General features: G+C 67.1%; 19 protein-coding genes and 1 pseudogene. 17 read left to right on the top strand and 3 right to left on the bottom strand.

Annotated features, from left to right (window positions below; genetic code table 11):
* The first annotated feature begins 23 nt into the window (after positions 1 to 23).
* The 15 genes and pseudogenes from N7590_RS06640 to N7590_RS06570 all read left to right on the top strand — a co-directional run bounded on the left by N7590_RS06640 (position 24) and on the right by N7590_RS06570 (position 19,322).
* Positions 24 to 1,562, top strand: coding sequence for a GGDEF domain-containing protein (locus tag N7590_RS06640; RefSeq protein WP_164241131.1), 1,539 nt, complete (start codon positions 24 to 26; stop codon positions 1,560 to 1,562).
* A gap of 121 nt (positions 1,563 to 1,683) precedes the next feature.
* The gene (gene pyrH, locus N7590_RS06635) at positions 1,684 to 2,412 is read left to right on the top strand and encodes a UMP kinase (RefSeq protein ID WP_006427124.1); all 729 of its coding nucleotides are present in this window, start codon (positions 1,684 to 1,686) and stop codon (positions 2,410 to 2,412) included.
* A 96-nt stretch (positions 2,413 to 2,508) separates the two neighbouring features.
* Positions 2,509 to 3,063, top strand: coding sequence for a ribosome recycling factor (gene frr / locus N7590_RS06630; RefSeq protein WP_053449214.1), 555 nt, complete (start codon positions 2,509 to 2,511; stop codon positions 3,061 to 3,063).
* Between the two features lie 5 nt (positions 3,064 to 3,068).
* On the top strand, positions 3,069 to 3,836 hold the full coding sequence (uppS, locus tag N7590_RS06625) for a polyprenyl diphosphate synthase (protein WP_164241130.1): 768 nt from the start codon (positions 3,069 to 3,071) through the stop codon (positions 3,834 to 3,836).
* Positions 3,833 to 4,669: a phosphatidate cytidylyltransferase gene (locus N7590_RS06620; RefSeq protein WP_049456921.1), complete on the top strand. Its 837-nt coding sequence runs from the start codon at positions 3,833 to 3,835 to the stop codon at positions 4,667 to 4,669. Before uppS ends, N7590_RS06620 begins: the two co-directional genes overlap by 4 nt.
* A gap of 2 nt (positions 4,670 to 4,671) precedes the next feature.
* Positions 4,672 to 5,862, top strand: a complete 1,191-nt coding sequence (locus N7590_RS06615) for a 1-deoxy-D-xylulose-5-phosphate reductoisomerase (protein WP_053508237.1) — start codon at positions 4,672 to 4,674, stop codon at positions 5,860 to 5,862.
* A gap of 55 nt (positions 5,863 to 5,917) precedes the next feature.
* Positions 5,918 to 7,276, top strand: coding sequence for an RIP metalloprotease RseP (rseP, locus tag N7590_RS06610; RefSeq protein WP_164241129.1), 1,359 nt, complete (start codon positions 5,918 to 5,920; stop codon positions 7,274 to 7,276).
* A gap of 74 nt (positions 7,277 to 7,350) precedes the next feature.
* Positions 7,351 to 9,714, top strand: coding sequence for an outer membrane protein assembly factor BamA (gene bamA, locus N7590_RS06605; protein WP_164241128.1), 2,364 nt, complete (start codon positions 7,351 to 7,353; stop codon positions 9,712 to 9,714).
* A gap of 450 nt (positions 9,715 to 10,164) precedes the next feature.
* Entirely contained in the window at positions 10,165 to 11,187 is a 1,023-nt protein-coding gene (gene lpxD / locus N7590_RS06600) for a UDP-3-O-(3-hydroxymyristoyl)glucosamine N-acyltransferase (RefSeq protein ID WP_164241127.1), read from the top strand.
* Positions 11,184 to 11,642 carry a 3-hydroxyacyl-ACP dehydratase FabZ gene (gene fabZ, locus N7590_RS06595; RefSeq protein WP_008265823.1) on the top strand — a complete coding sequence of 153 codons (459 nt, stop codon included), beginning with the start codon at positions 11,184 to 11,186 and terminating at the stop codon, positions 11,640 to 11,642. The genes lpxD and fabZ overlap by 4 nt, the downstream gene beginning before the upstream one ends.
* 16 nt (positions 11,643 to 11,658) lie before the next feature.
* Complete coding sequence (gene lpxA, locus N7590_RS06590) at positions 11,659 to 12,450, top strand: acyl-ACP--UDP-N-acetylglucosamine O-acyltransferase (protein ID WP_053508242.1); 792 nt, start codon at positions 11,659 to 11,661, stop codon at positions 12,448 to 12,450.
* 92 nt (positions 12,451 to 12,542) lie between these two features.
* A pseudogene (gene lpxB / locus N7590_RS06585) lies at positions 12,543 to 13,706 on the top strand (lipid-A-disaccharide synthase); the annotation flags it as partial.
* Positions 13,703 to 14,371, top strand: a complete 669-nt coding sequence (locus N7590_RS06580) for a ribonuclease HII (protein WP_053508245.1) — start codon at positions 13,703 to 13,705, stop codon at positions 14,369 to 14,371. The pseudogene lpxB and the gene N7590_RS06580, both read left to right, overlap by 4 nt.
* Positions 14,372 to 14,638: 267 nt before the next feature.
* The gene (dnaE, locus tag N7590_RS06575; protein ID WP_164241126.1) at positions 14,639 to 18,229 is read left to right on the top strand and encodes a DNA polymerase III subunit alpha; all 3,591 of its coding nucleotides are present in this window, start codon (positions 14,639 to 14,641) and stop codon (positions 18,227 to 18,229) included.
* A 133-nt stretch (positions 18,230 to 18,362) separates the two neighbouring features.
* Positions 18,363 to 19,322 carry an acetyl-CoA carboxylase carboxyltransferase subunit alpha gene (locus tag N7590_RS06570; RefSeq protein ID WP_053449205.1) on the top strand — a complete coding sequence of 320 codons (960 nt, stop codon included), beginning with the start codon at positions 18,363 to 18,365 and terminating at the stop codon, positions 19,320 to 19,322.
* Between the two features lie 325 nt (positions 19,323 to 19,647).
* Here the strand turns inward: N7590_RS06570 and N7590_RS06565 are convergent, their stop codons facing one another.
* On the bottom strand, positions 19,648 to 20,103 hold the full coding sequence (locus tag N7590_RS06565) for a CopD family protein (protein ID WP_053508248.1): 456 nt from the start codon (positions 20,101 to 20,103) through the stop codon (positions 19,648 to 19,650).
* Positions 20,104 to 20,251: 148 nt separating this feature from the next.
* Between N7590_RS06565 and N7590_RS06560 the strand changes: the two genes are divergently transcribed.
* The gene (locus N7590_RS06560) at positions 20,252 to 20,842 is read left to right on the top strand and encodes a class I SAM-dependent methyltransferase (protein ID WP_053449203.1); all 591 of its coding nucleotides are present in this window, start codon (positions 20,252 to 20,254) and stop codon (positions 20,840 to 20,842) included.
* A gap of 93 nt (positions 20,843 to 20,935) precedes the next feature.
* Positions 20,936 to 22,243, top strand: coding sequence for a polyhydroxyalkanoate depolymerase (gene phaZ / locus N7590_RS06555; protein WP_049458151.1), 1,308 nt, complete (start codon positions 20,936 to 20,938; stop codon positions 22,241 to 22,243).
* Between the two features lie 200 nt (positions 22,244 to 22,443).
* On the opposite strand, the gene N7590_RS06550 is transcribed toward phaZ, so the two are convergent.
* Together N7590_RS06550 and N7590_RS06545 are read right to left on the bottom strand one after the other, a co-directional pair.
* Positions 22,444 to 23,433: a sensor domain-containing protein gene (locus tag N7590_RS06550; protein WP_053508253.1), complete on the bottom strand. Its 990-nt coding sequence runs from the start codon at positions 23,431 to 23,433 to the stop codon at positions 22,444 to 22,446.
* On the bottom strand, positions 23,430 to 23,795 hold the full coding sequence (locus tag N7590_RS06545; protein ID WP_049458153.1) for a PadR family transcriptional regulator: 366 nt from the start codon (positions 23,793 to 23,795) through the stop codon (positions 23,430 to 23,432). Before N7590_RS06545 ends, N7590_RS06550 begins: the two co-directional genes overlap by 4 nt.
* Positions 23,796 to 23,861: the final 66 nt, after the last annotated feature.

The following is a 23,861-nucleotide window of genomic DNA, read 5'->3' as shown; positions in this document are numbered from 1 at the left end:
CCAATGGAATTGAACGACCCGACATGCCTCCCGAGCTGACAGCTGCCCTGGCGCTCTGCCGCAACCTGCCTTCGCCACCCGGTATTGCCCTGCGCATCATCGAACTGGCCCAGGACCCGGAAGCGGACATCGCCACCGCCGCCGACATCATCGCCATCGACATGGCGTTGAGCGCTCGCATGCTGCGCATCGCCAATTCCCCCCTGTACGCCAGCCGGCGCCGGATCGAGAACCTCGGCCAGGCGCTGACCATGCTCGGCCTGAACGCCACGATCAGCCTGGCCCTCGGCTTCACCGTCACCCAGGGCCTGACCGGCGGCAGTGGCGAGGGCCACGACCTGCGCCAGCGCGCCTGGAAGCGCAGCATCCTCAGCGCCCTGGCCGCCAGCCAACTGGGACAGGCCCGTGGCCTGCGCCGCCTGGAAGAACTGATGCTGGCCGGCCTGCTGCAGGACCTGGGCGTGCTGTGCCTGGCCCAGGCCGAATCGGAACGCTACCTGCCCCTGCTGCGCGAAGCGCGCGACAACACCGACCTGGTCGCGCGCGAGCGCGAGGAACTGGGCTGCAGCCATGCCGACGTCGGCGCCTGGGTGGCCGAGCAATGGGGCCTGCCGCGCTATCTGGTGGAGAGCATCAGCCACAGCGAGGACCAGGACGCGGTCGAATCGCCCTTCCAGGCCTGCGTGCAGCTGTCCGGCGCCGTCGCCGACATCTGGCTGGACGAGGATGCCGACACCGCCCGCGAACGCGCCCTGCAGCAGGTGCACGACCAGCTGGAACTGGACAGCGCCTGCTTCGACCAGGTGCTCGCCCGCATCAGCGAGGCCCTGCCGGACATCGCCAGCCTGTTCGAGGCCGGGCTGAACTCGCCTTCGCGCGTGCGTGAACTGATCGACCACGCACAGGAGCTTGCCACCCTGCGCAACCTGCGCGAACTGCAGGATGCCGACCAGGCGCGCCGCCGCGCCGACGAATTCGAAGCCCGGGCCAAGCGCCTGGCCGACCAGGCCCATCGCGACGCGCTGACCGGCGTGCTCAACCGCCGCCAGCTGGAAGCGGTGCTTGAGCAGGAGTTCCTGCGTGCCGGCCGCCAAGGCTGGCCGCTGTCGGTGGCGTTCATCGACCTGGACGATTTCAAGAAGATCAACGACGCGCATGGCCACCTGACCGGTGATGAGGTGCTGCGCGCCTTCGCCGGCAAGCTGCAGGGCCAGCTGCGCAACAGCGACACCGTGGCCCGTTTCGGTGGCGAGGAATTCGTCGCACTGCTGCCCAATACCAGCGAAACCGTGGCACTGGACGTGATCCGCCGGGTGCTGGCCAACATCGTCGCCACCCCGATGGCCGAGCTGGAAGGCGGCCCGCTGTTCGTCACCTTCTCGGCCGGCGTGGCCACCCAGGGCGGCTACGAGCGCTTCGCCGACGTGCAGGACCTGCTGCGCGCGGCGGACGACGTCCTGTACCGATCCAAGAATCTCGGCCGCAACCGGGTGATCGCCCGCTCCCCTGGCGCTCTTGGCCACGACGAGCTGTCGGCGACCGCTGGCGCCGAGCTGGGCTGAACGGAGAGCCCCGGCTGGCCGGGGCAAACGCCGGAATTTTGCGCCGCAGTGCACAAAACACTTTGGCAGGACGCTGCATGCGCGTAGAATCGCCCGCGATTTCCACGCACCCGAGGTCCCCATGTCCAAGCTCGCCTATCGCCGCATCCTTCTGAAACTATCCGGGGAGGCGCTGATGGGAGATGAGGACTACGGCATCGACCCGAAGATCATCAACCGCCTAGCCCGCGAGGTCATCGAAGCCCAGCAGGCCGGTGCCGAAGTGGCCCTGGTGATCGGCGGCGGCAACATCTTCCGCGGTGCCGGCCTGGCCGCTGGCGGCATGGACCGCGTCACCGGCGACCAGATGGGCATGTTGGCCACGGTCATCAACGCCCTGGCCATGCAGGACGCCCTGGAGAAGCTGGGCGCCAAGGCCCGCGTGATGAGCGCGATCAAGATCAACGACGTGTGCGAGGACTACATCCGCCGCCGCGCCATCCGCCACCTGGAAAAGGGCCGCCTGGTGATCTTCGCCGCCGGCGTCGGCAGCCCGTTCTTCACCACCGATTCCGGCGCCGCCCTGCGCGCGATCGAGATCGGCGCCGACCTGCTGCTGAAGGCCACCAAGGTCGACGGCGTGTACGACAAGGACCCGAACAAGCACAGCGATGCGGTCCGCTTCGACAGCCTGAGTTACGACGAAGTGATCCGGCGCGGCCTGGAAGTGATGGATACCGCCGCCTTCGCCCTGGCCCGTGACAGCGACCTGCCGATGCGCGTGTTCGACATGGGCCAGCCGGGCGAGCTGCTGAAGATCCTCAACGGCGAGAACATCGGCACCCTGGTCCAGGGCCGCGATCAGGCCTGAGCCTGAGCGCGAGGCGACAACCGGGCCGATCCAGGCCCGGCAGCGTCCCGTATTCGCCTATAATCGCCCGATTCCAGATACATCCAGGACCGGGCGATGCTCAACGACATCAAGAACAACGCGCAGACGCGCATGGCCAAGAGCATCGACGCTCTGAAGCACACCCTCACCTCCATCCGCACCGGGCGTGCCACTCCCGCCCTGCTGGACCGCGTGACGGTCAATGCCTATGGCAATGCCAGCACCCCGCTGAACCAGGTCGCCTCGATCTCCAACGCCGATGCCCACTCGCTGCTGGTCACGCCCTTCGACAAGAGCATGATCAAGGAAATCGAGAAGGGGCTGTACAACCACGAGTTCACCCCGAACACGCTGGGCGCCGCGATCCGCATCAACATGCCGCCGCCGACCGAAGAGCGCCGCAAGGAGCTGGCCAAGCAGGTGCAGAAGGAAGGTGAAGGCGCCAAGATCGCGATCCGCAACATCCGTCAGGACGCGAACAAGGAAATCGCCAAGCTGGTCAAGGACAAGGCGATCAGCGAAGACGAGAAGAAGCGCGGCGAAGACGACATCCAGAAGCTGACCGACGCCAACATCAAGGACGTCGACAAGGTCGTCGCCGACAAGGAAAAAGAACTGCTGTCGGTCTGAAGTCGATGCCTTCAGTCCCGCCTCCGTTGCCGGCTGCCCTGCCCCGCCACGTTGCCATCATCATGGATGGCAACGGCCGTTGGGCGCAGCAGCGCCGCCGCCCGCGCGTGATCGGCCACCGTGCCGGCGCGCGCGCGGTCAACCGCACCATCGAGCGCTGCCTTGAACTGGGTATTCCCGCGCTGACCCTGTTCGCGTTCTCCAGCGAGAACTGGGGCCGGCCGCAGGAAGAAGTCGATGCGTTGATGAAGCTGTTCCTCGGCGCGCTCGACCGCGAAGTGGACGAGCTGCATCGGCGTGGCGTGCGCGTGCGCTTCATTGGCGAACGCGAGCGCTTCGGTGCCGGCCTGGTCAGCCGCATGCAGCTGGCCGAGCAGCGCACCGCTGACAACACCACCCTGACCCTGTCGATCGCCGCCAGCTACGGTGGCCGCCAGGATATCGCCCGTACCGCGCGCGCCCTGGCCGTGGAAGTGGCCGCCGGCCGCCTGCTGCCCGAACAGATCGACGAATCGCTGCTGGGCAGCCAGGTGGCCCTGGCCGACCTGCCGGCCCCGGACCTGTTCATCCGCACCGGCGGCGATACCCGCATCAGCAATTTCCTGCTGTGGCAGCTGGCCTACACCGAGCTGTGGTTCACCGAGGCCCTGTGGCCGGACTTCGATGCCGAACTGCTGCAGCAGGCGCTGGACGCCTATGCCAGCCGCGAGCGTCGTTTCGGTTTGACCAGCGCCCAGATCGCCGCACTGGCCACCGAGACCTCCAGCCCATGACCAAGACCCGAGTACTCGCCGCGCTGATCATGGCGCCGGTGGCCATTGCCGCGATCCTGCTGCTGCCGACGCAATGGCTGGCCGCCGCCGCTGCCGCCGTGCTGCTGATCGGCCTGTGGGAGTGGCTGAAGCTGGCCGGCATCGAAGACACCCTGGCGCGTACCGTGCTGCTGGTGCTGAACCTGCTGCTGATGGTGCTGCTGGTGTGGGCCGATGGCAGCACGCTGGTGCTGTTCCAGATCACGACACTGGCCGGTGTCGCCTGGTGGCTGGCCGCGCTGGTCTGGCTGCGCTTCTTCAACTTCGGCGCACAGCCGTCGGCGCCTTCGCGGATCGTGAAGATGCTGGCCGGCACCCTGGCCATCGTGCCGGCCTGGGCCGCACTGGTGCTGATCCATGCCGGCGGCGATCCGCCGGGCAAGCAGGGCCACCTGTGGCTGCTGGCCGCGCTGGCGCTGGTGTGGGCAGCCGATTCGGGCGCCTATTTCGCCGGCCGGCGCTTCGGCAAGCACAAGCTGGCCCCGCGCATCAGCCCCAACAAGACCTGGGAAGGCCTGTTCGGCGGCCTGCTGGCCGGTGTTGCCGTGGCCGTGGGCCTGGGCTGGTTGGCGGGCATCGACGTCGCGCACCTGCCGGGCCTGCTGATCACCTCGGTGGTGGCGGTGTTCGCATCGGTGCTGGGCGATCTGTTCGAAAGCCTGATCAAGCGCCACGCCGGTGCCAAGGACTCCGGTCACCTGATTCCGGGCCATGGCGGCGTGCTCGACCGTGTCGACGGCGTCCTCGCCGCCGTTCCGGTGTTCGCGCTGGGCAAGGAAATCTTCGGGTTCTGACCATGAATGCTGCTGCAGACCTGCGCCGGGTCGCCGTTCTCGGCGCCACCGGCTCGATCGGTGCCTCCACGCTGGACGTGATCGCCCGCCACCCGCAGCGCTACCGGGCGACCGTGCTGGCTGCCGGCCGCCAGCTGCAGGCCTTGCTGGCACTGTGCCGCCAGCACGAACCCGAGCACGCGGTGATCGCTGACGAGTCGCTGTACGCCGGGCTGCGCGACGGCCTGCGCGAGGCTGGGCTGTCCACCGAGGCCCATGCGGGTGCCGCCGCACTGGACCAGCTGGCCGCCAGCGATGCCTGCGACACCGTGGTCGCGGCCATCGTCGGCGCCGCCGGGCTGTCCTCGACCCTGGCCGCCGCAGCGGCCGGCAAGCGCATCCTGCTGGCCAACAAGGAGTCGCTGGTGCTGGCCGGCGAGCTGCTGACCCGCACCGCCGAACGTGCCGGCGCCGAAATCATCCCGATCGACAGCGAACACAGCGCGATCTTCCAGTGCCTGCGCTCGCGCGATGCCAGCATCGAGGGGGCCGGCGTACGCCGGATCCTGCTGACCGCCTCCGGCGGCCCGTTCCGTGGCCGCAGCCGTGCCGAGCTGGCCCAGGTCACCCCGGCGCAGGCGGTGGCACACCCGAAGTGGTCGATGGGGCCGAAGATCTCGGTCGATTCGGCGACGTTGATGAACAAGGGCCTGGAAGTCATCGAGGCGCATCACCTGTTCGCGGTGCCCGGCGAGCGCATCGAGGTGCTGGTGCATCCGCAGAGCCTGGTGCATTCGCTGGTCGAGTTCGTGGACGGCTCGACCCTGGCGCAGATGGGCCTGCCGGACATGCGCACCACGCTTGCGGTCGGCCTCGGCTGGCCGCAGCGCATCGAGTCTGGCGTGGCCGGGCTGGATCTGCTGGCCCAGGGCCGGCTGGATTTCGAGGCCCCGGACACCGACGCGTTCCCCTGCCTGGCCCTGGCCTGGCAGGCGATGCAGGCCGGCGGCACCGCACCGGCGGTGCTGAACGCCGCCAACGAAGAGGCGGTTTCAGCATTTCTTCAGGGCCGGATCGGTTTCCTGACCATCCCGGAGCTGGTTGCTAACGCTCTTTCAACACTGCCGACCCAAGCAGCCGATACACTGGAGGTCCTGTTGTCCGCCGACCAGCGGGCACGCCAGCTGACCCTGAACGCCATCGACGCCGCCTGAACGATTGCCTCGCCCCGCATGACGACGCCGCCTCTGCCCGCCACTGTGAGCCTGCATGACTGACTTCATCGGATCGGTCTGGTGGATGATTGTCAGCCTCGGGCTGCTGGTCACGTTCCACGAATTCGGGCATTACTGGGTCGGCCGCCTGTGCGGGGTCAAGATCCTGCGCTTCTCGGTCGGCTTTGGCCGCCCGCTGTGGTCACGCCGCGACCGGCATGGCACCGAGTTCGCCATCGCCGCCATTCCGCTGGGCGGCTACGTGAAATTCCTCGACGAACGCGAGGTCGAAGTCCATCCGCACGAGCGCGGCCAGGCCTTCAACCACAAGACCGTCTGGCAGCGCATCGCGATTGTCGCCGCCGGCCCGATCGCCAACCTGCTGCTGTGCATCCTGCTGCTGTGGGCGATGTTCGTGATCGGCAAGCAGGATTATTCGCCGACCATCGGCCGGGTCAGCGGCATCGCCGCCACGGCCGGGCTGCTCAGCGGCGACCGCGTGCTGCGGGTGGATGACCGCCAGGTGGTCACGCTGGGCGATGCCAGCATGGCACTGACTGCGGCGGCGATGGACCGCCGCGACGTGAAGCTGGAAGTGCTCGACCCTGCCGACCAGGTGCGCGTGCGTACCCTGCCGCTGTCGCAGCTGCCGGCCGGATTCGATGAACGGCGGGTACCGATCCTGGCCGGCCTGTACTGGCAATCCTGGCTGCAGCCGGCGCTGGTCGACTCGTTGACCGCCGATTCGGCGGTCGCCGGGCAGCTGCAGCCGGGTGATCTGATCGTAGCGATCGATGGCCAGCGCATCGACAGCGTCGACCAGGTCGTCGGCGAAATCCAGGCCCTGGGCCGCGCCGGTGGCCCGGGCATGATCGAGGTCCTGCGCGGCGGCGAACGCCTTGCGTTGGAAGTGACACCGCGACAGGGCAAGGATGGCAAGGGCAACCCGGTCTGGCAGATCGGCGTCGGTTTCCCCACCACCTACAGCCCCGCCTACGACACCCTGCTGCGCTATGGACCGCTCGACGCGGTGACCGTGGCCGTTCGCGAAACCGGCCGCCTGGCCGCCGACTCGCTGGGCATGATGGGTCGCATCGTCACCGGCAAAGCCTCGCTGCAGAACGTTTCCGGGCCGGTCACCATTGCCCGCGTGGCCAATGTCTCGGCCAAGCGCGGCCTCGACTGGTTCCTGCAGTTCCTTGCCCTGCTGTCGCTCAGCCTGTGCATCATCAACCTGCTGCCGATCCCGATCTTGGACGGCGGGCACCTGCTGTATTACCTTATCGAGTTGGTCAAGGGCAGCCCGCTGAGCGAGCGTGCCATCGCCGCCGGCCAATACATCGGCCTGGCGTTGCTGGCCGGGCTGATGGGGTTGGCGTTCTACAACGACATCCTCGGCCTGGTCCCGCGATGAACTTTTCCACGTTGTTGCCGTCTACAGCGTCGGCATCCCGCACCAATGAAATCGACCTTCCTACCGGACGTGACATGACGCGACTCCCCAATCGCCGCCTGCTGGCCCTCGCCCTCGCCGCCGTCACCGGCGCTCCCGCCCTGGCCCAGGCAGCCGAGCCCTTCACTGTCAGCGACATCCGCGTCGATGGCCTGCAGCGCATCAGCTCGGGCACGGTGTTCACCTACCTGCCGGTGGAACGTGGCGAGACCATCACCGACAACAAGGTCGGCGAGACGATCCGCGCCCTGTACAAGACCGGCTTCTTCGAAGACGTCCAGCTGGACCGCCAGGGCAGCATCCTGGTGGTCACCGTCAAGGAACGCCCGGCAATCAACAAGCTGACCGTCACCGGCAACAAGGACATCAAGTCCGAGCAGCTGCTGAAGGGCCTGTCCGACATCGGCCTGACCGAAGGCGGCACCTTCGACCGCCTGAGCCTGGACCGCGTGACCCAGGAACTTCGCCGCCAGTACAACGACCGCGGCAAGTACACCGTCGAGATCACCCCGACCGTGAGCCCGCTGGACCGCAACCGCGTGGACATCGCGATCGCGATCAAGGAAGGCAAGGCGGCCAAGATCCGCCACGTCAACCTGGTCGGCACCGAGAAGTTCGAGAGCAAGGACATCCTGGAGACCTGGGAGTCCAAGGAGCACAACTGGGCGTCGTGGTACCGCCGTGATGACCAGTACTCCAAGGAAAAGCTGTCCGGCGACCTGGAAAAGCTCAACTCCTGGTACCTGGACCGCGGCTATGTCGACTTCAGCATCGATTCCACCCAGGTCTCGATCAGCCCCGACAAGCGCGACATGTTCCTGACTGCGGGCGTGACCGAGGGTGCTCAGTACAAGATCTCCGAGATCAAGGTCAGCGGCGACACCATCCTCCCGCAGGAGGACGTCGAGCGCATGGTGATCCAGAAGTCCGGCGACACGTTCTCGCGTGCACTGCTGGAGTTCAGCTCGGACACCATCACCAATTCGCTGTCCAACATCGGCTACGCGTTCGCCAAGGTGAACCCGATCCCGACCACCAACCGCCCCGACCAGACCGTGGCGATCAACATGCAGGTCGTGCCGGGCCCGCGCGTGTCGGTGCGCCGCATCCTGTTCCGTGGCAACACCCGCACCTCCGACGAAGTGATGCGTCGCGAAATGCGCCAGTTCGAGAACAGCTGGTACTCGCAGGCCGCGATCGACCGTTCCAAGATCCGCCTGCAGCGCCTGGGCTACTTCGAGTCGGTGGACGTCGAAACCCCGGCCGTCAGCGGCAGCAACGACCAGGTCGACGTCGTCTACAACGTCAAGGAAACCACCTCCGGCAGCTTCGTGTTCGGCCTGGGCTACTCGCAGTCCTACGGCATGACCACCTCGGTGCAGCTGTCGCAGAACAACTTCCTCGGCGGCGGCAACCGCGTGTCGGTCGAAGCCTCGCGCAGCAGCTACCTGCAGCGCTATGGCTTCAGCTACACCAATCCGTACTTCACCGATGACGGCGTGTCGCTGGGCTACAACCTGTCCTGGCGCGAACTGGACTACTCCGACTTCAACACCGCGCAGTACAACAGCACCAATGGTTCGGCACAGGTGGTGTTCGGCGTGCCGATCACCGAGACCGATACCGTCTCGCTGATGTTCGGCATCGACAGCAACCAGATCACCACCTACCCGGGCTCGACCCCGCCATCGATCATCGATTACATCGATGCGGTCGGCACCCGTACCTTCCACGCGTGGCGCACGGAGCTGGGCTGGGCCCGCGACTCCCGTAACGACTACTTCATGCCGACCCGCGGCACCTACCAGCGCATCGGCCTGGAAACCACGCTGCCGGGCTCGACCATCGAGTACTACAAGCTGAACTATCAGATCAGCAAGTACTGGCCGATCATGCCGTCGCTGGTGATCAACACCCGCGCCGAAGTGGGCTACGGCGACGCCTACGGCAAGGACTACACCCGTACGGTCACCGATGCCGACGGCAAGACCCGCACCGTCACCGCCAGTGGCCTGCCGTTCTTCGAGAACTTCTATGCCGGTGGTACCAACTCGGTGCGCGGCTTCGAGGACAACACCCTCGGCCCGCGCGAGGCCACCAACGGCTATCCGGAGGGCCAGCCGCTGGGTGGTTCGCTGAAGACCGTCGGTTCGGTCGAAGCGTACTTCCCGCGCCTGTTCGACAGCCCGTCGGCGCGCGTGTCGGCCTTCGTCGACTTCGGCAACGTCTACAACGGCACCAAGAACTTCAAGGCCAACGAACTGCGCGTGTCCACCGGTGTGGCCCTGCTGTGGCGCGCCCCGGTCGGTCCGATCTCGATCAGCTACGCCTTCCCGCTGAAGAAGGAAGACGACGACAAGATCGAACGCCTGCAATTCACCTTCGGTGGGCAGTTCTGACGAACCGCCCTGCGGTTCATCAGAACTGCACGCGCATCCCACCTATCCCCCGCGCCGTCGGCGCGCCCCCCTTAACAAAGGGGGGCTCTCCACCAGACGGGGTGCGAAGCGCCGGGCTCTGCCCGGCGTTTTCGTTGATGCAGATGACACTACACGGCACAGGCTTTTGGCCGAGCTCGCAGGAAACTGTCCAGAGGCGGCGGGTGGCCCTGGACAGGACCGTTGGCGCCATGGGCCCTAGGCATGCCCAGGGCGGGTTGGGCAGGACGCCCAACCCCGGTCTTGCCGTGTGCGCAGGACAGCGCACACGAGCAAGGCGCCATCGAGCACCATGGAGGGGCTTTTGCGTGTCCTGGCCAGGGCCACCCGCCGCCTCCCGCTCGTACCAGGCAGGCGCCAAGCCCTCGCCCCCCGCATGACCGCAATGGCGTCACACGTTAAACTCCCGCCGTGAATACTCCCACCTACACCGCCCAGCAACTCGCCGAGCAGTTCGGCCTGCAGGTCCATGGCGACCCCGCCACCGCCATCCATGGCGTGGCCACCCTCGCCCATGCCGGTCCTGGCCAGCTGACGTTCCTCTCCAATCCGCGCTACCGCGCCCAGCTGGCCGACAGCCAGGCCTCGCTGGTGGTGCTGCGTGCCGACGACGCCGAGGCCGCCCCGGGCGCCGCGCTGGTGGCCAAGGACCCGTACACGGCCTTCGCCAAGATCGCCGCGCTGTTCGACATCGCGCCGACACGGCCGCCAGGCATCCACCCCAGCGCCGTCATCGACCCCACCGCCCAGGTTGCAGCCAGCGCCCATATCGGGCCGTTCGTCTCCATCGGCGCGCGCAGCGTGGTCGGCGAGAACTGCATCATCGGCACCGGCAGCGTGATCGGCGAAGACTGCAGCCTCGACATCGGCTGCGAGCTGATCGCGCGGGTCACTCTGGTCACCCGGGTCAGGCTCGGCAAGCGCGTGCGCGTGCATCCTGGCGCCGTGCTCGGCGCCGATGGCTTCGGCCTGGCAATGGATGCGGGCAAGTGGATCAAGGTGCCGCAGCTGGGCGGCGTGCGCATCGGCGATGATTGCGAGATCGGCGCCAATACCTGTGTCGACCGCGGTGCGCTGGAAGACACCGTGCTGGACGACGACGTGCGCCTGGACAACCTGGTGCAGATCGCGCACAACGTGCAGATCGGCGCGCACTCGGCCATCGCCGGCTGCACCGGCATCGCCGGCAGCGCCAAGATCGGGCGTTACTGCCTGCTTGGCGGCCATGTCGGCGTGGTTGGCCACCTGGAGATCTGCGACAAGGTCGTTATCACCGGCAAATCGGTGGTCCGCAACTCCATCCATGAGCCGGGCGAGTACTCGTCCGGCACCCCGTTGACCGATAACCGCACGTGGCGCAAGAACGCCGCGCGCTTCAAGCAGCTGGACGCATTGGCTCGCCGCGTCCTGGCCGCTGGCAAGGAGAAAGAATGAACGACACGCTGCAGCTTCCTATCGACGTCTGCCAGATCCAGGAACTGCTCCCGCACCGTTACCCGTTCCTGCTGGTCGACCGGGTGCTTGAGCTCGACATCGAGGCCAAGCGCATCCTGGCGCAGAAGAACGTGAGCATCAACGAGCCCTTCTTCCAGGGCCACTTCCCGGGCCGCCCGATCATGCCCGGCGTGCTGATCATCGAAGCGCTGGCCCAGGCCGGTGGCGTGATGACCCAGCTCACGCTCGGCCGTGACTCGCAGTCCAAGCTCTTCTACATGGTCAAGGTGGAAAACGCCCGCTTCAACAAGCAGGTCGTCCCCGGCGACGTGCTGATGCTGGATGTGCAGATGAAGCGCCTGATCCGCAACATGGGCTGGTACTACGGCGAAGCCAAGGTCAACGGCGAAGTCGTTGCCTCGGCCGAAGTCATGTGCGCCGGCGCCAAGGGCTGATCCACTGGAGGCAGGAATGACTGACAACGCACCCCGCATCCACCCGACCGCCGTCATCGATCCGGCCGCACGCCTGGCCGACGATGTGCAGGTGGGCGCCTTCAGCCTGATCGGTGCCGATGTGGAAATCGGCGCCGGCACGGTGGTCGGCCCCCATTGCAGCATCCATGGCCCGACCCGGATCGGCCGCGACAACCGCTTCATCGGCCACGCGGCGATCGGTGGCGAGCCGCAGGACAAGAAATTCGCCGGCGAGCGTACGGAGCTGGTGATCGGCGACCGCAACGTGTTCCGCGAATTCGTCACCGTCAACCGCGGCACCGGCGGCGGCGGCGGCATCACCACCATCGGCGATGACAACTGGATGCTGGCCTACACGCACGTGGCGCACGACTGCCACGTCGGCAACTTCTGCGTGTTTTCCAACAACACCACCCTGGCCGGCCACGTCATCGTGGGGGATTACGTGATCATCAGCGGCTTCGCCGGTGCCCACCAGTTCTGCCGCATCGGCGCGCACGCCTTCCTCGGCATGGGCGCGCTGACCAATGGCGACGTTCCGCCGTTCACCATGGTCGGCACCGATTCGCTGGGCCGCCCGCGCGGCATCAACAGCGAGGGCCTGAAGCGCCGCGGTTTCGATGCCGAGCGCATCTCGGCCATCAAGCGTGCCTACCGCACCCTGTACGTGGCAGGCCTGCCGCTGGCCGAGGCCAAGGTGCAGCTGACCGAACAGGCGCGTGCCAGCGATGACGTGAAGGCGATGCTGGACTTCATCGAGCACGCCGAGAGGCCCTTGCTGCGATGAGCAGCACGACCGGCCAGGCGCCGGCCGGCGCCGCTGTGATTCCGCTGGCCTCGATGGCCGGCAGCGTCCCTGCGCAGCGGGTGCTCAGCGAGCGCCCGTTGCGGATCGCACTGGTGGCCGGTGAAGCGTCCGGCGATCTGCTGGGTGCGGGGCTGGTGCGTGAACTGAAAGCACGCTTTCCTAACGCCGAATTCGCCGGCATCGGCGGCGATGCGATGCGCAGCGCCGGCTGCCAGACCTGGCATGACGCCAGCGAACTGGCGGTGATGGGGCTGACCGAAGTACTGCGCCACCTGCCACGACTGCTGAAGCTGCGCTCGGCGTTCCGCCAGCGTGCACTGGAATGGCAGCCGGATGTGTTCATCGGCATCGACGCCCCCGACTTCAACCTTGGCATCGAGCGCTGGCTCAAGCAGCGTGGCGTGCGCACCGTGCACTACGTCAGCCCCTCGGTCTGGGCCTGGCGCGAGAAGCGCGCCGAAAAGATCGGCAACAGCGCCGACCTGGTGCTGTGCCTGTTCCCGATGGAACCGCCGATCTACGCCAGGCACGGCATCGATGCGCGTTTTGTCGGCCACCCGATGGCCGACGACATTCCGCTGCAGGGCAACCGCGAGGAGGCGCGCGCCACGCTTGGCCTGCCGACCTCGGCCAAAGTGCTGGCGGTACTGCCGGGCAGCCGCCTGGGCGAGATCTCACGCCTGGGCGAACCGTTCTTCGAAGCCGCCTGGCAGGTCTCCGAACGCATCCCCGGCCTGCATGTGGTGGTGCCTGCCGCCAATCCGGCGTGCAGGCAGCTGATCGAAGAACAGCTCTCACGCTCGGCGCTGCCGGTGGCCTATTCGCATGTACTCGACGGCCAGGCGCGCAACGCGATGATCGCCGCCGACGTCGTCGTGCTGGCCTCGGGCACCGCCACGCTGGAAGCGATGCTGGTCAAGCGCCCGATGGTGGTCGGCTACCGCGTCAACGAGCTGACCTACCGCCTGGTCAAGGCGCTGGGCCTGATCAAGGTCGACCGTTTCGCGCTGCCCAACATCCTGGCCGGCCAGGATCTGGCCCCGGAACTGATGCAGCACGACTGCACGCCGGACAAGCTGGCGGCGGCCATCCAGCAGTGGTTCGACCATCCGCAGCGCACGGCCGACCTGCAGGGCACCTATGCCCGCCTGCATGAACGCCTGCGCCGCAACGCCTCGGCACGTGCCGCCGATGCGGTCGGCGAGCTGCTGATGCGCGACCAGGCCAAGGCATGAGCCGGCGCCACGCCGCGTCGGCGAGCCTGGCCTTGTTCGATGGCACGGCCGTGGTCGAGCCCGAGCGCCTGATCGCAGGCGTTGACGAGGCCGGGCGCGGCCCGCTGGCCGGGCCGGTGGCCGTTGCCGCGGTGGTGTTCGACCCGGCAAGGCCACGCATCAACGGCCTGGATGATTCCAAGCAGCTCGCCGCCGCGCGCCGCGAGCAACTGCATGACCGCATCATCGAGCGGGCCCTGGCCTGGCATGTGGTGCTGGTCGACGTGGACACCATCGATCGCCTGAACATCTACCAGGCCACCCTGCAGGGCATGCGCGAGGTGGTCGCCGCCGTGGCCCATGTGGCCGGCTTCGCCCGCATCGATGGCAACGTGGTTCCGAAGGGGCTGGTGCTGCCTGCGCAGGCCCTGGTCGGCGGCGACGGCATCGACCGCGCGATCATGGCCGCCTCGATCCTGGCCAAGGTCTCGCGCGACCGCTACATGCAGGACGTGCACGCTCGTCACCCGCAGTACGGTTTCGAACAGCACAAGGGCTATGGCACCCCGGCCCACCTGGCCGCCCTGCGTGAACACGGCCCCTGCGGCGAGCACCGCCGCAGCTTCGCCCCGGTGCGCGAATGCCTGGAAGCGCCGCAAGGGGCGGCCATCCTCGCGACCACCTGAACGGCTGCTGCAATCCCGCTGGGGAATAGTCCCCTGGGTCATGGGGACGCGCCCACGGCGCGAGGGTCGGGAAGCATGGTGGGACCGGGCCCACGGTTCGCCTGCGGACCCTGCGTAGCGATAGCGCGAATGCGATATCGCGTGCCGTCAAGAGCTTGTCGGCACCCCCTGCCCTCGCTACCCTGACCGGGCACTCCAGCGCTTCCCGACCCCGGCGACGATTTCCCCGTCGGCACCCGGGGCCCGCGCGCTCCAACCTGGTCCGGCATGTCCAACTCCCGCTTCGTACATCTCCACGTCCACACCGAGTTCTCGCTGGCGGACTCGACCATCCGTGTGCCGGCCAAGCCGGACCAGGCGGACCCGAAGAAGGCCAAGCAGGCCAACCTGCTGTCACGCTCGGTCGAGCTCGGGCTGCCCGCGCTGGCGGTGACCGACCTCAACAACCTGTTCGCCCTGGTCAAGTTCTACAAGGCCGCCGAAGGCGTGGGCATCAAGCCGATCGCCGGCGCCGACGTGCTGATCGCCGAGGAAGGCCAGGACCCCTGGCGGATGACCCTGTTGTGCCGCGACCGCGAGGGCTACCTGAGCCTGTCGCGGCTGCTGACCCGCGCCTGGATGGAAGGCCATCGCCCGGAAGGCGGCGTGGCCGTGCATCCGGACTGGCTGAAGGCCGGCAACGCCAACCTGTTCGCGCTGGCCGGGCGGCAGAGCCTGGCCGGGCGCCTGGCGCTGGACGGCAAGCATGAGCTGGCCGAACAGCAGCTGGCCGACTGGCAGCGCGTGTTCGGCGATGGCCTGCACCTGGAACTGACCCGTACCGGCCGCGAAGGCGAGGAGACCTTCAACCAGTTCGCGCTGATGGCCGCCGGCCAGCGTGGCCTGCCGGTGGTGGCCAGCAATGACGTGCGCTTCCTGTCACCGTCGGATTTCAGCGCGCACGAAGCGCGTGTGTGCATCTCCACCGGCCGCGTGCTGGACGACCCCAAGCGCCCGCGCGAGTACAGCGACCAGCAGTACCTGAAGTCGGCCGAGGAGATGTGTGCGCTGTTCGCCGACATCCCCGATGCGATCGACAACACGCTGGCGCTGGCCGAGCGCTGCAACATCGAGATGCGGCTGGGCACCTACTTCCTGCCCAACTACCCGGTGCCCGACGACGAGACCCTGGACACCTGGATCCAGAAGATGTCGCGCGATGGCCTGGAAGAACGCCTGGAGAAGAATCCGCTGGCGCCGGGCAAGACCCGCGAGGAGTACTTCGAGCGCCTGGAGTTCGAACTCAACACCATCATCAAGATGGGCTTCCCGGGCTACTTCCTGATCGTGGCCGACTTCATCCAGTGGGGCAAGAACCAGGGCATTCCGATCGGCCCCGGCCGTGGTTCGGGTGCCGGTTCGCTGGTGGCGTGGGCGCTGAAGATCACCGACCTGGACCCGCTGCCGTACAACCTGCTGTTCGAGCGCTTCCTGAACCCGGAACGCGTGTCGATGCCCGACTTCGACATCGACTTCTGCATGGATCGCCGCGACGAGGTGATCGACTACGTCGCACGCAAGTACGGGCGCGAGCGCGTCAGCCAGATCATCACCTACGGCACCATGGCCGCCAAGGCGGTGGTGCGCGACTCCGGCCGCGTGCTCGGCTTCCCGTACGGCCTGGTCGACGGCGTTTCCAAGCTGATTCCGAACATCCTCGGCATCCACCTGAAGGATGCGCTGGGCAAGGGCAAGGAAGGCCCCAGCTCGGAAATGGCCTCGGCCGAACTGATCCAGCGCTACGAGACCGAGGACGATGTCCGCGACCTGATCGACCTGGCGCTGCAGCTGGAAGACCTGACCCGCAACGCCGGCAAGCACGCCGGTGGCGTGGTGATCGGGCCGGAGCCGCTGAGCGAGTTCTGCCCGCTGTACGCCGAACATGACGAGAACGGGCTCGGCAAGAACCCGGTCACCCAGTTCGACAAGAACGACGTGGAAGAAGTGGGCCTGGTGAAGTTCGACTTCCTCGGCCTGCGCACGCTGACCATCATCGACTGGGCGGTGAAGGCGATCAACAAGCGCCATGAGCGCGCCGGCATCCCGCCGGTGGACATCGCCGCGATCCCGCTGGACGACACGCCCACCTACAAGGACATCTTCGCCAACGGCAATACCGGCGCAGTGTTCCAGTTCGAATCCTCGGGCATGCGCCGCCTGCTGAAGGACGCGCGCCCCGACCGTTTCGAAGACCTGATTGCGCTGGTGTCGCTGTACCGCCCCGGCCCGATGGACCTGATTCCTTCCTTCAACGCGCGTAAGCACGGCCAGGAAGAAATCATCTATCCCGATCCGCGTACCGAAGCGATCCTGAAGGACACCTACGGCATCATGGTGTACCAGGAGCAGGTGATGCAGATGGCGCAGATCGTCGGCGGCTACTCGCTGGGCGGCGCCGACCTGCTGCGCCGCGCGATGGGCAAGAAGGTGCCGGCGGAAATGGCCAAGCACCGCGAGATCTTCCGCGAAGGCGCGGCCAAGGACGGCGTGGACGAGGCCAAGGCCGATGCGATCTTCGACCTGATGGAGAAGTTCGCCGGCTACGGTTTCAACAAGTCGCACGCCGCCGCCTACGCGCTGGTCAGCTACCAGACCGCATGGCTGAAGCGCCATTACCCGGCCGAGTTCATGGCGGCCACGCTGTCCTCGGACCTGGACAACACCGACAAGGTGGTGGGCTTCCTCGACGAGGTGCGCAACCTCGGCCTGACCGTGCTGCCGCCGAAGGTGAACCAGTCGGCCTTCATGTTCGAAGCGGTGACGCCGGACACCATCCAGTACGGCCTGGGCGCGATCAAGGGCGTTGGCCAGGGTGCCTGCGAAGCCGTGGTCGACGAGCGTCTGAAGGGCGGCGAGTACAAGGACCTGCTCGACTTCTGCACGCGCGTCGGCTCGGCCAAGCTCAACCGGCGCACGCTGGAAGCGATGATCAACTGCGGCGCGCTGGACGAGCTCGGCCACAACCGCGCCTCGCTGATGCTGCAGCTGCCGGAGGTGATCAAGGCCACCGACCAGATGGCACGCGAGCGCGCGTCCGGCCAGAACTCGCTGTTTGGCGGCCCCGACCCGAGTGCAACCACGATCCAGCTGGACCTGCCCCAGGCCGATGAATGGCCGTTGCTGCAGCGCCTGAACGGCGAGCGCGACACGCTGGGCTTCTACCTCAGCGGCCACCCGTTTGATCCGTGGCGCGACGATGTGCGTGACCTGGTCGGCAACGACCTGGGTTCGGTGGAGAAGATCTGGAGCGCCAACAGCGGCGGTGGCGGCGGTGGCGAGAAGCGCTGGCGCCCGGAAGTGCAGACGGTGCTGGCCGGCCAGGTGGTCGGCGTGCGCCGCAAGGGCGAAAGCCAGATCTTCATCCAGCTTGAGGACGGTCGCGGCCGCGTCGAGTGCAGCGCGTTCTCCGACGCGATGGCCGAGTTCGGCCACCTGATGACCAAGGACCGCATCCTGGTGGTCAAGGGCGGCCTGCGCGAGGACGAGTTCAACGGCGGCTTCGCGCTGCGCATCCGCCAGGTCTGGGATTTCGACGAAGTCTGCGCCAACTACGCCACGCGGCTGTCGCTGCGCCTGGACCTGCGCCAGCAGCGCCCGGTCTGGGAACGCATCGATGCCCTGCTCGATCGCCATCGCCCGGGGCGCACCCCGCTGCGCCTGGACCTGCTGCTGAAGGGCCCACAGGGCGGCGTGGCCGGCATGCTTGATGTCTCCGGGCAGAGCGCGGTGCGCATCGACTCCAAGCTGATGGAGGCGCTGCGCGCCGATCCGGCCGTGCGCACGCTGAAGGTGCGCTACAGCCCGCCGTGGGCCAGCTGAGGCTGTGGCCCGCGCCCCGGGCTGACTGGCGCCCCCTGCCCGGCTGCGCTACCGTCGCCTTCCAGACGAGGGCGTACGGGCGGTTTGCACGCATTCGGCTAGAATTCCCCTCTTCTTTACACGACGGCTTCCGATGAATCCGAACTACCTCGACTTCGAGCAACCCATCGCCGACCTGGAAGCCAAGATCCAGGAGCTGCGCAACGCCAGTGCCGGGCCGGCGGTCAATGTCGAGGCCGAAGTGCACGCGCTGCAGGACAAGCTGCGCATGCGCACCGCGCAGATCTTCCGCAACCTGACCTCGTGGCAGGTGCTGCAGCTGGCCCGCCACCCGTCGCGCCCGTATACCGCCGACTACATCCGCATCATCTGCGATGAGTTCCAGGAACTGGCCGGTGATCGCGCCTTCGCCGACGACAAGGCCATCATGGGCGGCCTGGCCCGCATCAACGGCCGCGCGGTGATGGTGATCGGCCACCAGAAGGGCCGCGACACCAAGGAAAAGATCAAGCGCAACTTCGGCATGCCCAAGCCGGAGGGTTACCGCAAGGCGCTGCGCCTGATGAAGATGGCCGAACGCTTCGGCCTGCCGGTACTGACCCTGATCGACACCGCCGGCGCCTGGCCGGGCATCGACGCCGAATCGCGCGGCCAGTCCGAAGCGATCGCACGCAACCTGATCGAGATGGCTGAACTGAAGGTGCCGATCATCTGTACCGTGATCGGTGAAGGCGGCTCCGGCGGTGCGCTGGCGCTGGGCGTGGGCGACCGCACCGTGATGCTGGAGTACTCGGTGTACTCGACCATCACCCCGGAAGGCTGCGCCTCGATCCTGTGGAAGGACGCCGGCAAGGCCAAGGACGCGGCCGAGCAGCTGGGCCTGACCGCCCCGCGCCTGAAGAGCCTGGGCCTGGTCGACAAGGTCGTGCGCGAGCCGACCGGTGGCGCCCACCGCAACCCGATGCAGATGGCCAAGCGCCTGAAGGCCGTGCTGCTGAACGAACTGGACGCGCTGGAAAAGCTGCCCACCGAACAGCTGCTGGAACAGCGATACACCCGCCTGCGCAGCTACGGCACGTACGAAGCCGCGTGATCGCTACCTGACGTCGGATAAAAAAGAGCCGGGCAGATGCCCGGCTTTTTTTGTCTGTACCTCGCACAGCACCCAAGCATGGCGTGAATCTACTGGGTGCAGCTGCGGCCGTTGACGTTCGGGTCCGCCATGAGCGAGCCGAGCATCGCAGGGGAATCTGGGGCGAAGAGGCGCCGGTGTCTGAGCGCAGCGAGTTCGGCGCCGTCCCCTTATTCACCGAGAAGCACAGGGAACCGGTGCGCAGCACCGGCTCGCGTTCGGCGGCGTGTTCTTTGGTTACTTTCTTGCACGAGCAAGAAAGTGACACGTTCGAGCACGCGGGATCTCAGAACGGCTTGGCCAGCACCAGCCACACGATCGGAATGAACGCCAGCAGCGGGATCTCGTTGATCCAGCGCAGCGCGCGCGACGACGGCAGCGCCCTGCCCTTGGCCACGCCCTTCAGCAGCCGCCCGATCCAGATGAAATACGCCAGCAGCACCACCACCAGCCCCAGCTTGGCATGCAGCCAGCCAGCGCCGCCCGGCGCCACCATGGTCGGGAAATCCGGGATGACCTTGTAGCCCAGCCACAGCACCAGGCCCAGCAGGAAGGCCAGGCCGAACATCGAATGGCCGAAGCGGTACAGGCGCAGGCCCATCAGCTGCAGGCGCTCGGTCACGGCCGGCTGGCCCACGGTCTCGGCCAGGTTGACCAGGATGCGCGGCAGGTAGAACACCGTCGCCATCCACGCCACCACGAACACGATGTGGAAGGTCTTCACCCAGTAGTAGCTCTGCATGCGCTTGCTCCGGCGGCTGGCGTAGATGGGCGGTCATTCTCGCATGCCGTGGCGAAGCCGCTGCAGGCGTGCACGCCGCGACACATCGACGCATGGCGCGCCGCAACCCCGTACGATAGGCGCCGTTTTCCCGAGCATGCCGCCCCCGATGGACAAGACCTACGACGCCGCCTACTTCCAACGCTGGTACCGCCGCGCCGACATCGGCGGCAGCGCCCGCTTGGCGCGCAAGGTCGCGTTGGCCGTGGCCAGTGCCGAGTACTACCTGGAGCGACCGATCCGCAGCGTGCTGGATATCGGCTGCGGCGAAGGCGCCTGGCGTGCGCCGCTGCTGAAGCTGCGTCCGAAGGTCGAATACCTCGGCTTCGACAGCAGCGAGTACGCTGTGCGCCGCTACGGCAGGACCCGCAACCTGCACCTGGCCAGCTTCGGCGATTTCGCCTGGCTGCGGCCCTGTGCCCCGGTCGACCTGCTGGTCTGCTCGGACGTGATGCACTACGTGCCCGACCGCGAGCTGCGCGCCGGCCTGGCCGGCGTGGCCGAGCTGACCGGCGGCGTGGCCTTCCTGGAGACCTTCGCCGCCGAGGACGCATTCGAGGGCGACCACGACGGTTTCCAGGCCCGCCCGGCACGCTGGTACCGCCGCGCGATGGCCCGGCACGGCCTGCAGCCGGTCGGGTCGCACTGCTGGCTCGGCCCCGCCCTGGCAGGCGATGCCGCCGCGCTGGAACGGATGTGAATCCGGATTCATTATTTTCAGCCAACTTAACCTGCGGGACACCCGGATGGGATATGCTGCGCGGCAACATATGACCATACATATTCGGTCGTCATGCTCTATCAACTGCACGAACTGACCCGCAACCTGCTCGCCCCCTGGGTGCACCAGGCCCAGGCCAACGCCAAATTCTTCGCCAACCCGGGCCACTGGTGGTCGCAGATGCCGGGTGCCGATCGCCTGGCCGCGGTCAACGAGTTGTTTCATCGCATCGGCAAGGATTACGAGAAGCCCGAGTGGGGCATCAACGAAATCGACGTCGATGGCGAGCGCGTGCCGATCGTGGTGCACGAGGAAGTGAGCAAGCCGTTCTGCAAGCTGCTGCGCTTCAAGCGCCACAGCAATGAAGCCGACCAGCTGCACACCATGCTCAACCAGCCGTTCGTGCTGGTGGTCGCGCCGCTGTCCGGCCACCACGCCACCCTGCTGCGCGATACCGTGCGCACCCTGCTGCGCGACCACCGCGTGTACGTCACCGACTGGGTGGATGCGCGCATGGTGCCGTCCAGCGAAGGTGAGTTCGGCCTGGACGACTACATCGCCTACATCCAGGAATTCATCCGCCACCTTGGCGTTGAGCGCCTGCACGTGGTGAGCGTGTGCCAGCCGACCGTGCCGGTGCTGGCCGCGGTTTCGCTGATGGCCAGCCGTGGCGAACCGACGCCGCGCACGCTGGTGATGATGGGCGGCCCGATCGATGCGCGCTGCAGCCCGACTGCAGTGAACAACCTGGCCACGCAGAACCCGCTGTCGTGGTTCGAGAACAACGTCATCCACACCGTGCCGCCCAGCTACCCCGGCGCCGGTCGCCGCGTGTATCCGGGCTTCCTGCAGCATGCCGGCTTCCTGTCGATGAACCCCAGCCGCCATTTCAGCTCGCACTGGGATTTCTACACCGACCTGGTCAAGGGCGACCTGGAAGACGCCGACGCGCACCGTCGTTTCTATGACGAGTACAACGCGGTGCTGGACATGCCGGCCAAGTACTACCTGGACACCATCCGCGTGGTGTTCCAGGACTTCCTGCTGCCGCGTGGCGAGTGGGTGGTCAATGGCGAGAAGGTCGACCCGTCGGCCATCCGCGATACCGCGCTGCTGAGCATCGAAGGCGAGCTGGACGACATCGCCGGCCTCGGCCAGACCGAAGCGGCGCAGGCACTGTGCACCGGCATCAGTGCAGACCGCCGCGAGCATTTCATCGTCGAAGGTGCCGGTCACTACGGCATCTTCAGCGGCCGCCGCTGGCGCGAAGTGGTGTACCCGAAGGTGCGCGACTTCTTCGCCGCGCATGCCGAGGCACCGGCGGCGAAGGCCACGAAGAAGAAGAGCAACGTGACCCCACTGCGCCGCAAGGCGGGGTAACTCGCCCATGGTGGGTGCCGACCTTGGTCGGTACGACCTGGTAGATGCCAACCTTGGTTGGCGCTCTACCGTCAATCCCGGCATCTGATGGAGCGTGCCAACCGAGGTTGGCACCTACCAAAGCCGAGCCCGTCAGGCATTTCGATAGCTGATGGAGCGTGCCAACCGAGGTTGGCCCCCACCCAAGCGTGGATTCGCGGTTACAGCCGCACCAGCAGGTTCTTGGCGATCAGCCCGTGCAGCTTGCCGATGCCGCGTGCCAGATGCAGGGTCAGCACCAGCAGCAGCGCACCCACGGCGGCAACCACGATCGCTACCAGCGGCGAGGCCGCCATCGGCAGCACATTCACGCCGTCCACATAGATGCCCGGAATATCGCCGCTGAAGATCGCCGCCACCGGTGCCCAGATCATGCCCAGCGACAACGACAGCAGCGTCACCGCGATGGTGAAGTAGATGATGCCCAGCGGCAGCATCAGCACGAAATACAGCAGGGTCAGCCAGGTGCGGCCATCGGTGAACATGTCGCCGATACGCTGCAGCCAGGTGCGGCTGCGGTCGGTGTAGCGCGGTCGGCGCGGCATGCGTTCGCCCAGCAGTGCTTCCACCAGCCGCCCTTCCAGCAATGCCAGCCCGCGCACCGAGCCGAAGAACAGCACGGTCAGCGGAATGCCGATGATCAGGATCAGCAGGCCCAGCGACAGCGACAGGCCGGTCACCACCCAGGTGAAGAAGAAGATGCCGGTGGCCAGCGACAGCAGCATGTAGAACAGCGCGCCGTAGGTATGCGGATCCGCCACCACGCCGAAGAAGCGCGCCAGCAGCGAGCGCTGAACCGGCGCCGGCGGCGGTGCGGCCGGCTCGACGCCACTGGCCTCGGCTGCCGCACGCAGCACCGGCGAGGTATCCGCACGCGGCGTGCGCAGCGCGCGGTTCACCGTCACTTCGGTCTCGCGGTAGATCTCGGCCACTTCGTCCGGCGCGCCATAGCTGCCGGCGACGTCGGCGATCACCTCGGCCTCGCTTCGGCCGGGCTGCGCCGCCAGCTCCGAACGCAGGTACTCCTCGGCGTCGTACAGGGCGTCCTGCACCATCGCCGGGTCGGCGCCTTCCAGCGCCGCGCGCAGCTGCGCCAGGTACTGCGGAATGGTGGTCGGCAGGGCACGGCCTGCCAGGCTCGGGTCGTTCATTGCGGTACCCCCTCCAACACGGAATCGACGGAATCGCGGGTGGCCTGCCAGGCCTGGCGCCATTGCGCCAGCACCTCGCGGCCACGTTCATTGATGCGGTAGTAGCGCCGCGGCGGCCCGCTGCTGGACGGCTCGACATGGCTTTCCAGCAGGCCGGCCCCTTCCAGGTTGCGCAGCACCGGGTACAGCGCGCTCTGCTTGCCGCTCAGCACGCCCTCGCCCACCCGCTCCAGCTCCTTGGCAATGAGGTAGCCGTACAGCGGCTGCCCGGCCCGGGCGAGCACCGCCAGCAGGGCCAGCGACACGGTTCCAGCGCTCAGCTCCTTCTGGAACTTCTTCAGGTGGACATCGTCTTCGACCATGACCGGCCCTCCGCTACGTTGAAGTCCACAGTAGTGCGAAGTTCGGTATAGCGAATGTGTCGTTAG

Source organism: Stenotrophomonas sp. GD04024, from assembly GCF_029837545.1.
In the GTDB taxonomy this organism is placed as follows: Bacteria; Pseudomonadota; Gammaproteobacteria; order Xanthomonadales; family Xanthomonadaceae; genus Stenotrophomonas; species Stenotrophomonas forensis.
This window is presented reverse-complemented; position numbering and strand designations above follow the sequence as displayed.

Excerpts from the sequence above, each read along its gene's own strand:
- rseP (WP_164241129.1), top strand. The coding sequence starts at position 5,918 with ATGACTGACTTCATCGGATCGGTCTGGTGGATGATTGTCAGCCTCGGG.
- pyrH (WP_006427124.1), top strand. The coding sequence starts at position 1,684 with ATGTCCAAGCTCGCCTATCGCCGCATCCTTCTGAAACTATCCGGGGAG.
- N7590_RS06570 (WP_053449205.1), top strand. The coding sequence starts at position 18,363 with ATGAATCCGAACTACCTCGACTTCGAGCAACCCATCGCCGACCTGGAA.
- N7590_RS06580 (WP_053508245.1), top strand. The coding sequence starts at position 13,703 with ATGAGCCGGCGCCACGCCGCGTCGGCGAGCCTGGCCTTGTTCGATGGC.
- N7590_RS06550 (WP_053508253.1), bottom strand. The coding sequence starts at position 23,433 with ATGAACGACCCGAGCCTGGCAGGCCGTGCCCTGCCGACCACCATTCCG.
- N7590_RS06565 (WP_053508248.1), bottom strand. The coding sequence starts at position 20,103 with ATGCAGAGCTACTACTGGGTGAAGACCTTCCACATCGTGTTCGTGGTG.
- N7590_RS06615 (WP_053508237.1), top strand. The coding sequence starts at position 4,672 with ATGAATGCTGCTGCAGACCTGCGCCGGGTCGCCGTTCTCGGCGCCACC.
- lpxA (WP_053508242.1), top strand. The coding sequence starts at position 11,659 with ATGACTGACAACGCACCCCGCATCCACCCGACCGCCGTCATCGATCCG.
- N7590_RS06545 (WP_049458153.1), bottom strand. The coding sequence starts at position 23,795 with ATGGTCGAAGACGATGTCCACCTGAAGAAGTTCCAGAAGGAGCTGAGC.
- N7590_RS06560 (WP_053449203.1), top strand. The coding sequence starts at position 20,252 with ATGGACAAGACCTACGACGCCGCCTACTTCCAACGCTGGTACCGCCGC.
- N7590_RS06620 (WP_049456921.1), top strand. The coding sequence starts at position 3,833 with ATGACCAAGACCCGAGTACTCGCCGCGCTGATCATGGCGCCGGTGGCC.
- fabZ (WP_008265823.1), top strand. The coding sequence starts at position 11,184 with ATGAACGACACGCTGCAGCTTCCTATCGACGTCTGCCAGATCCAGGAA.
- N7590_RS06640 (WP_164241131.1), top strand. The coding sequence starts at position 24 with ATGCCTCCCGAGCTGACAGCTGCCCTGGCGCTCTGCCGCAACCTGCCT.
- dnaE (WP_164241126.1), top strand. The coding sequence starts at position 14,639 with ATGTCCAACTCCCGCTTCGTACATCTCCACGTCCACACCGAGTTCTCG.
- phaZ (WP_049458151.1), top strand. The coding sequence starts at position 20,936 with ATGCTCTATCAACTGCACGAACTGACCCGCAACCTGCTCGCCCCCTGG.
- frr (WP_053449214.1), top strand. The coding sequence starts at position 2,509 with ATGCTCAACGACATCAAGAACAACGCGCAGACGCGCATGGCCAAGAGC.
- uppS (WP_164241130.1), top strand. The coding sequence starts at position 3,069 with ATGCCTTCAGTCCCGCCTCCGTTGCCGGCTGCCCTGCCCCGCCACGTT.
- bamA (WP_164241128.1), top strand. The coding sequence starts at position 7,351 with ATGACGCGACTCCCCAATCGCCGCCTGCTGGCCCTCGCCCTCGCCGCC.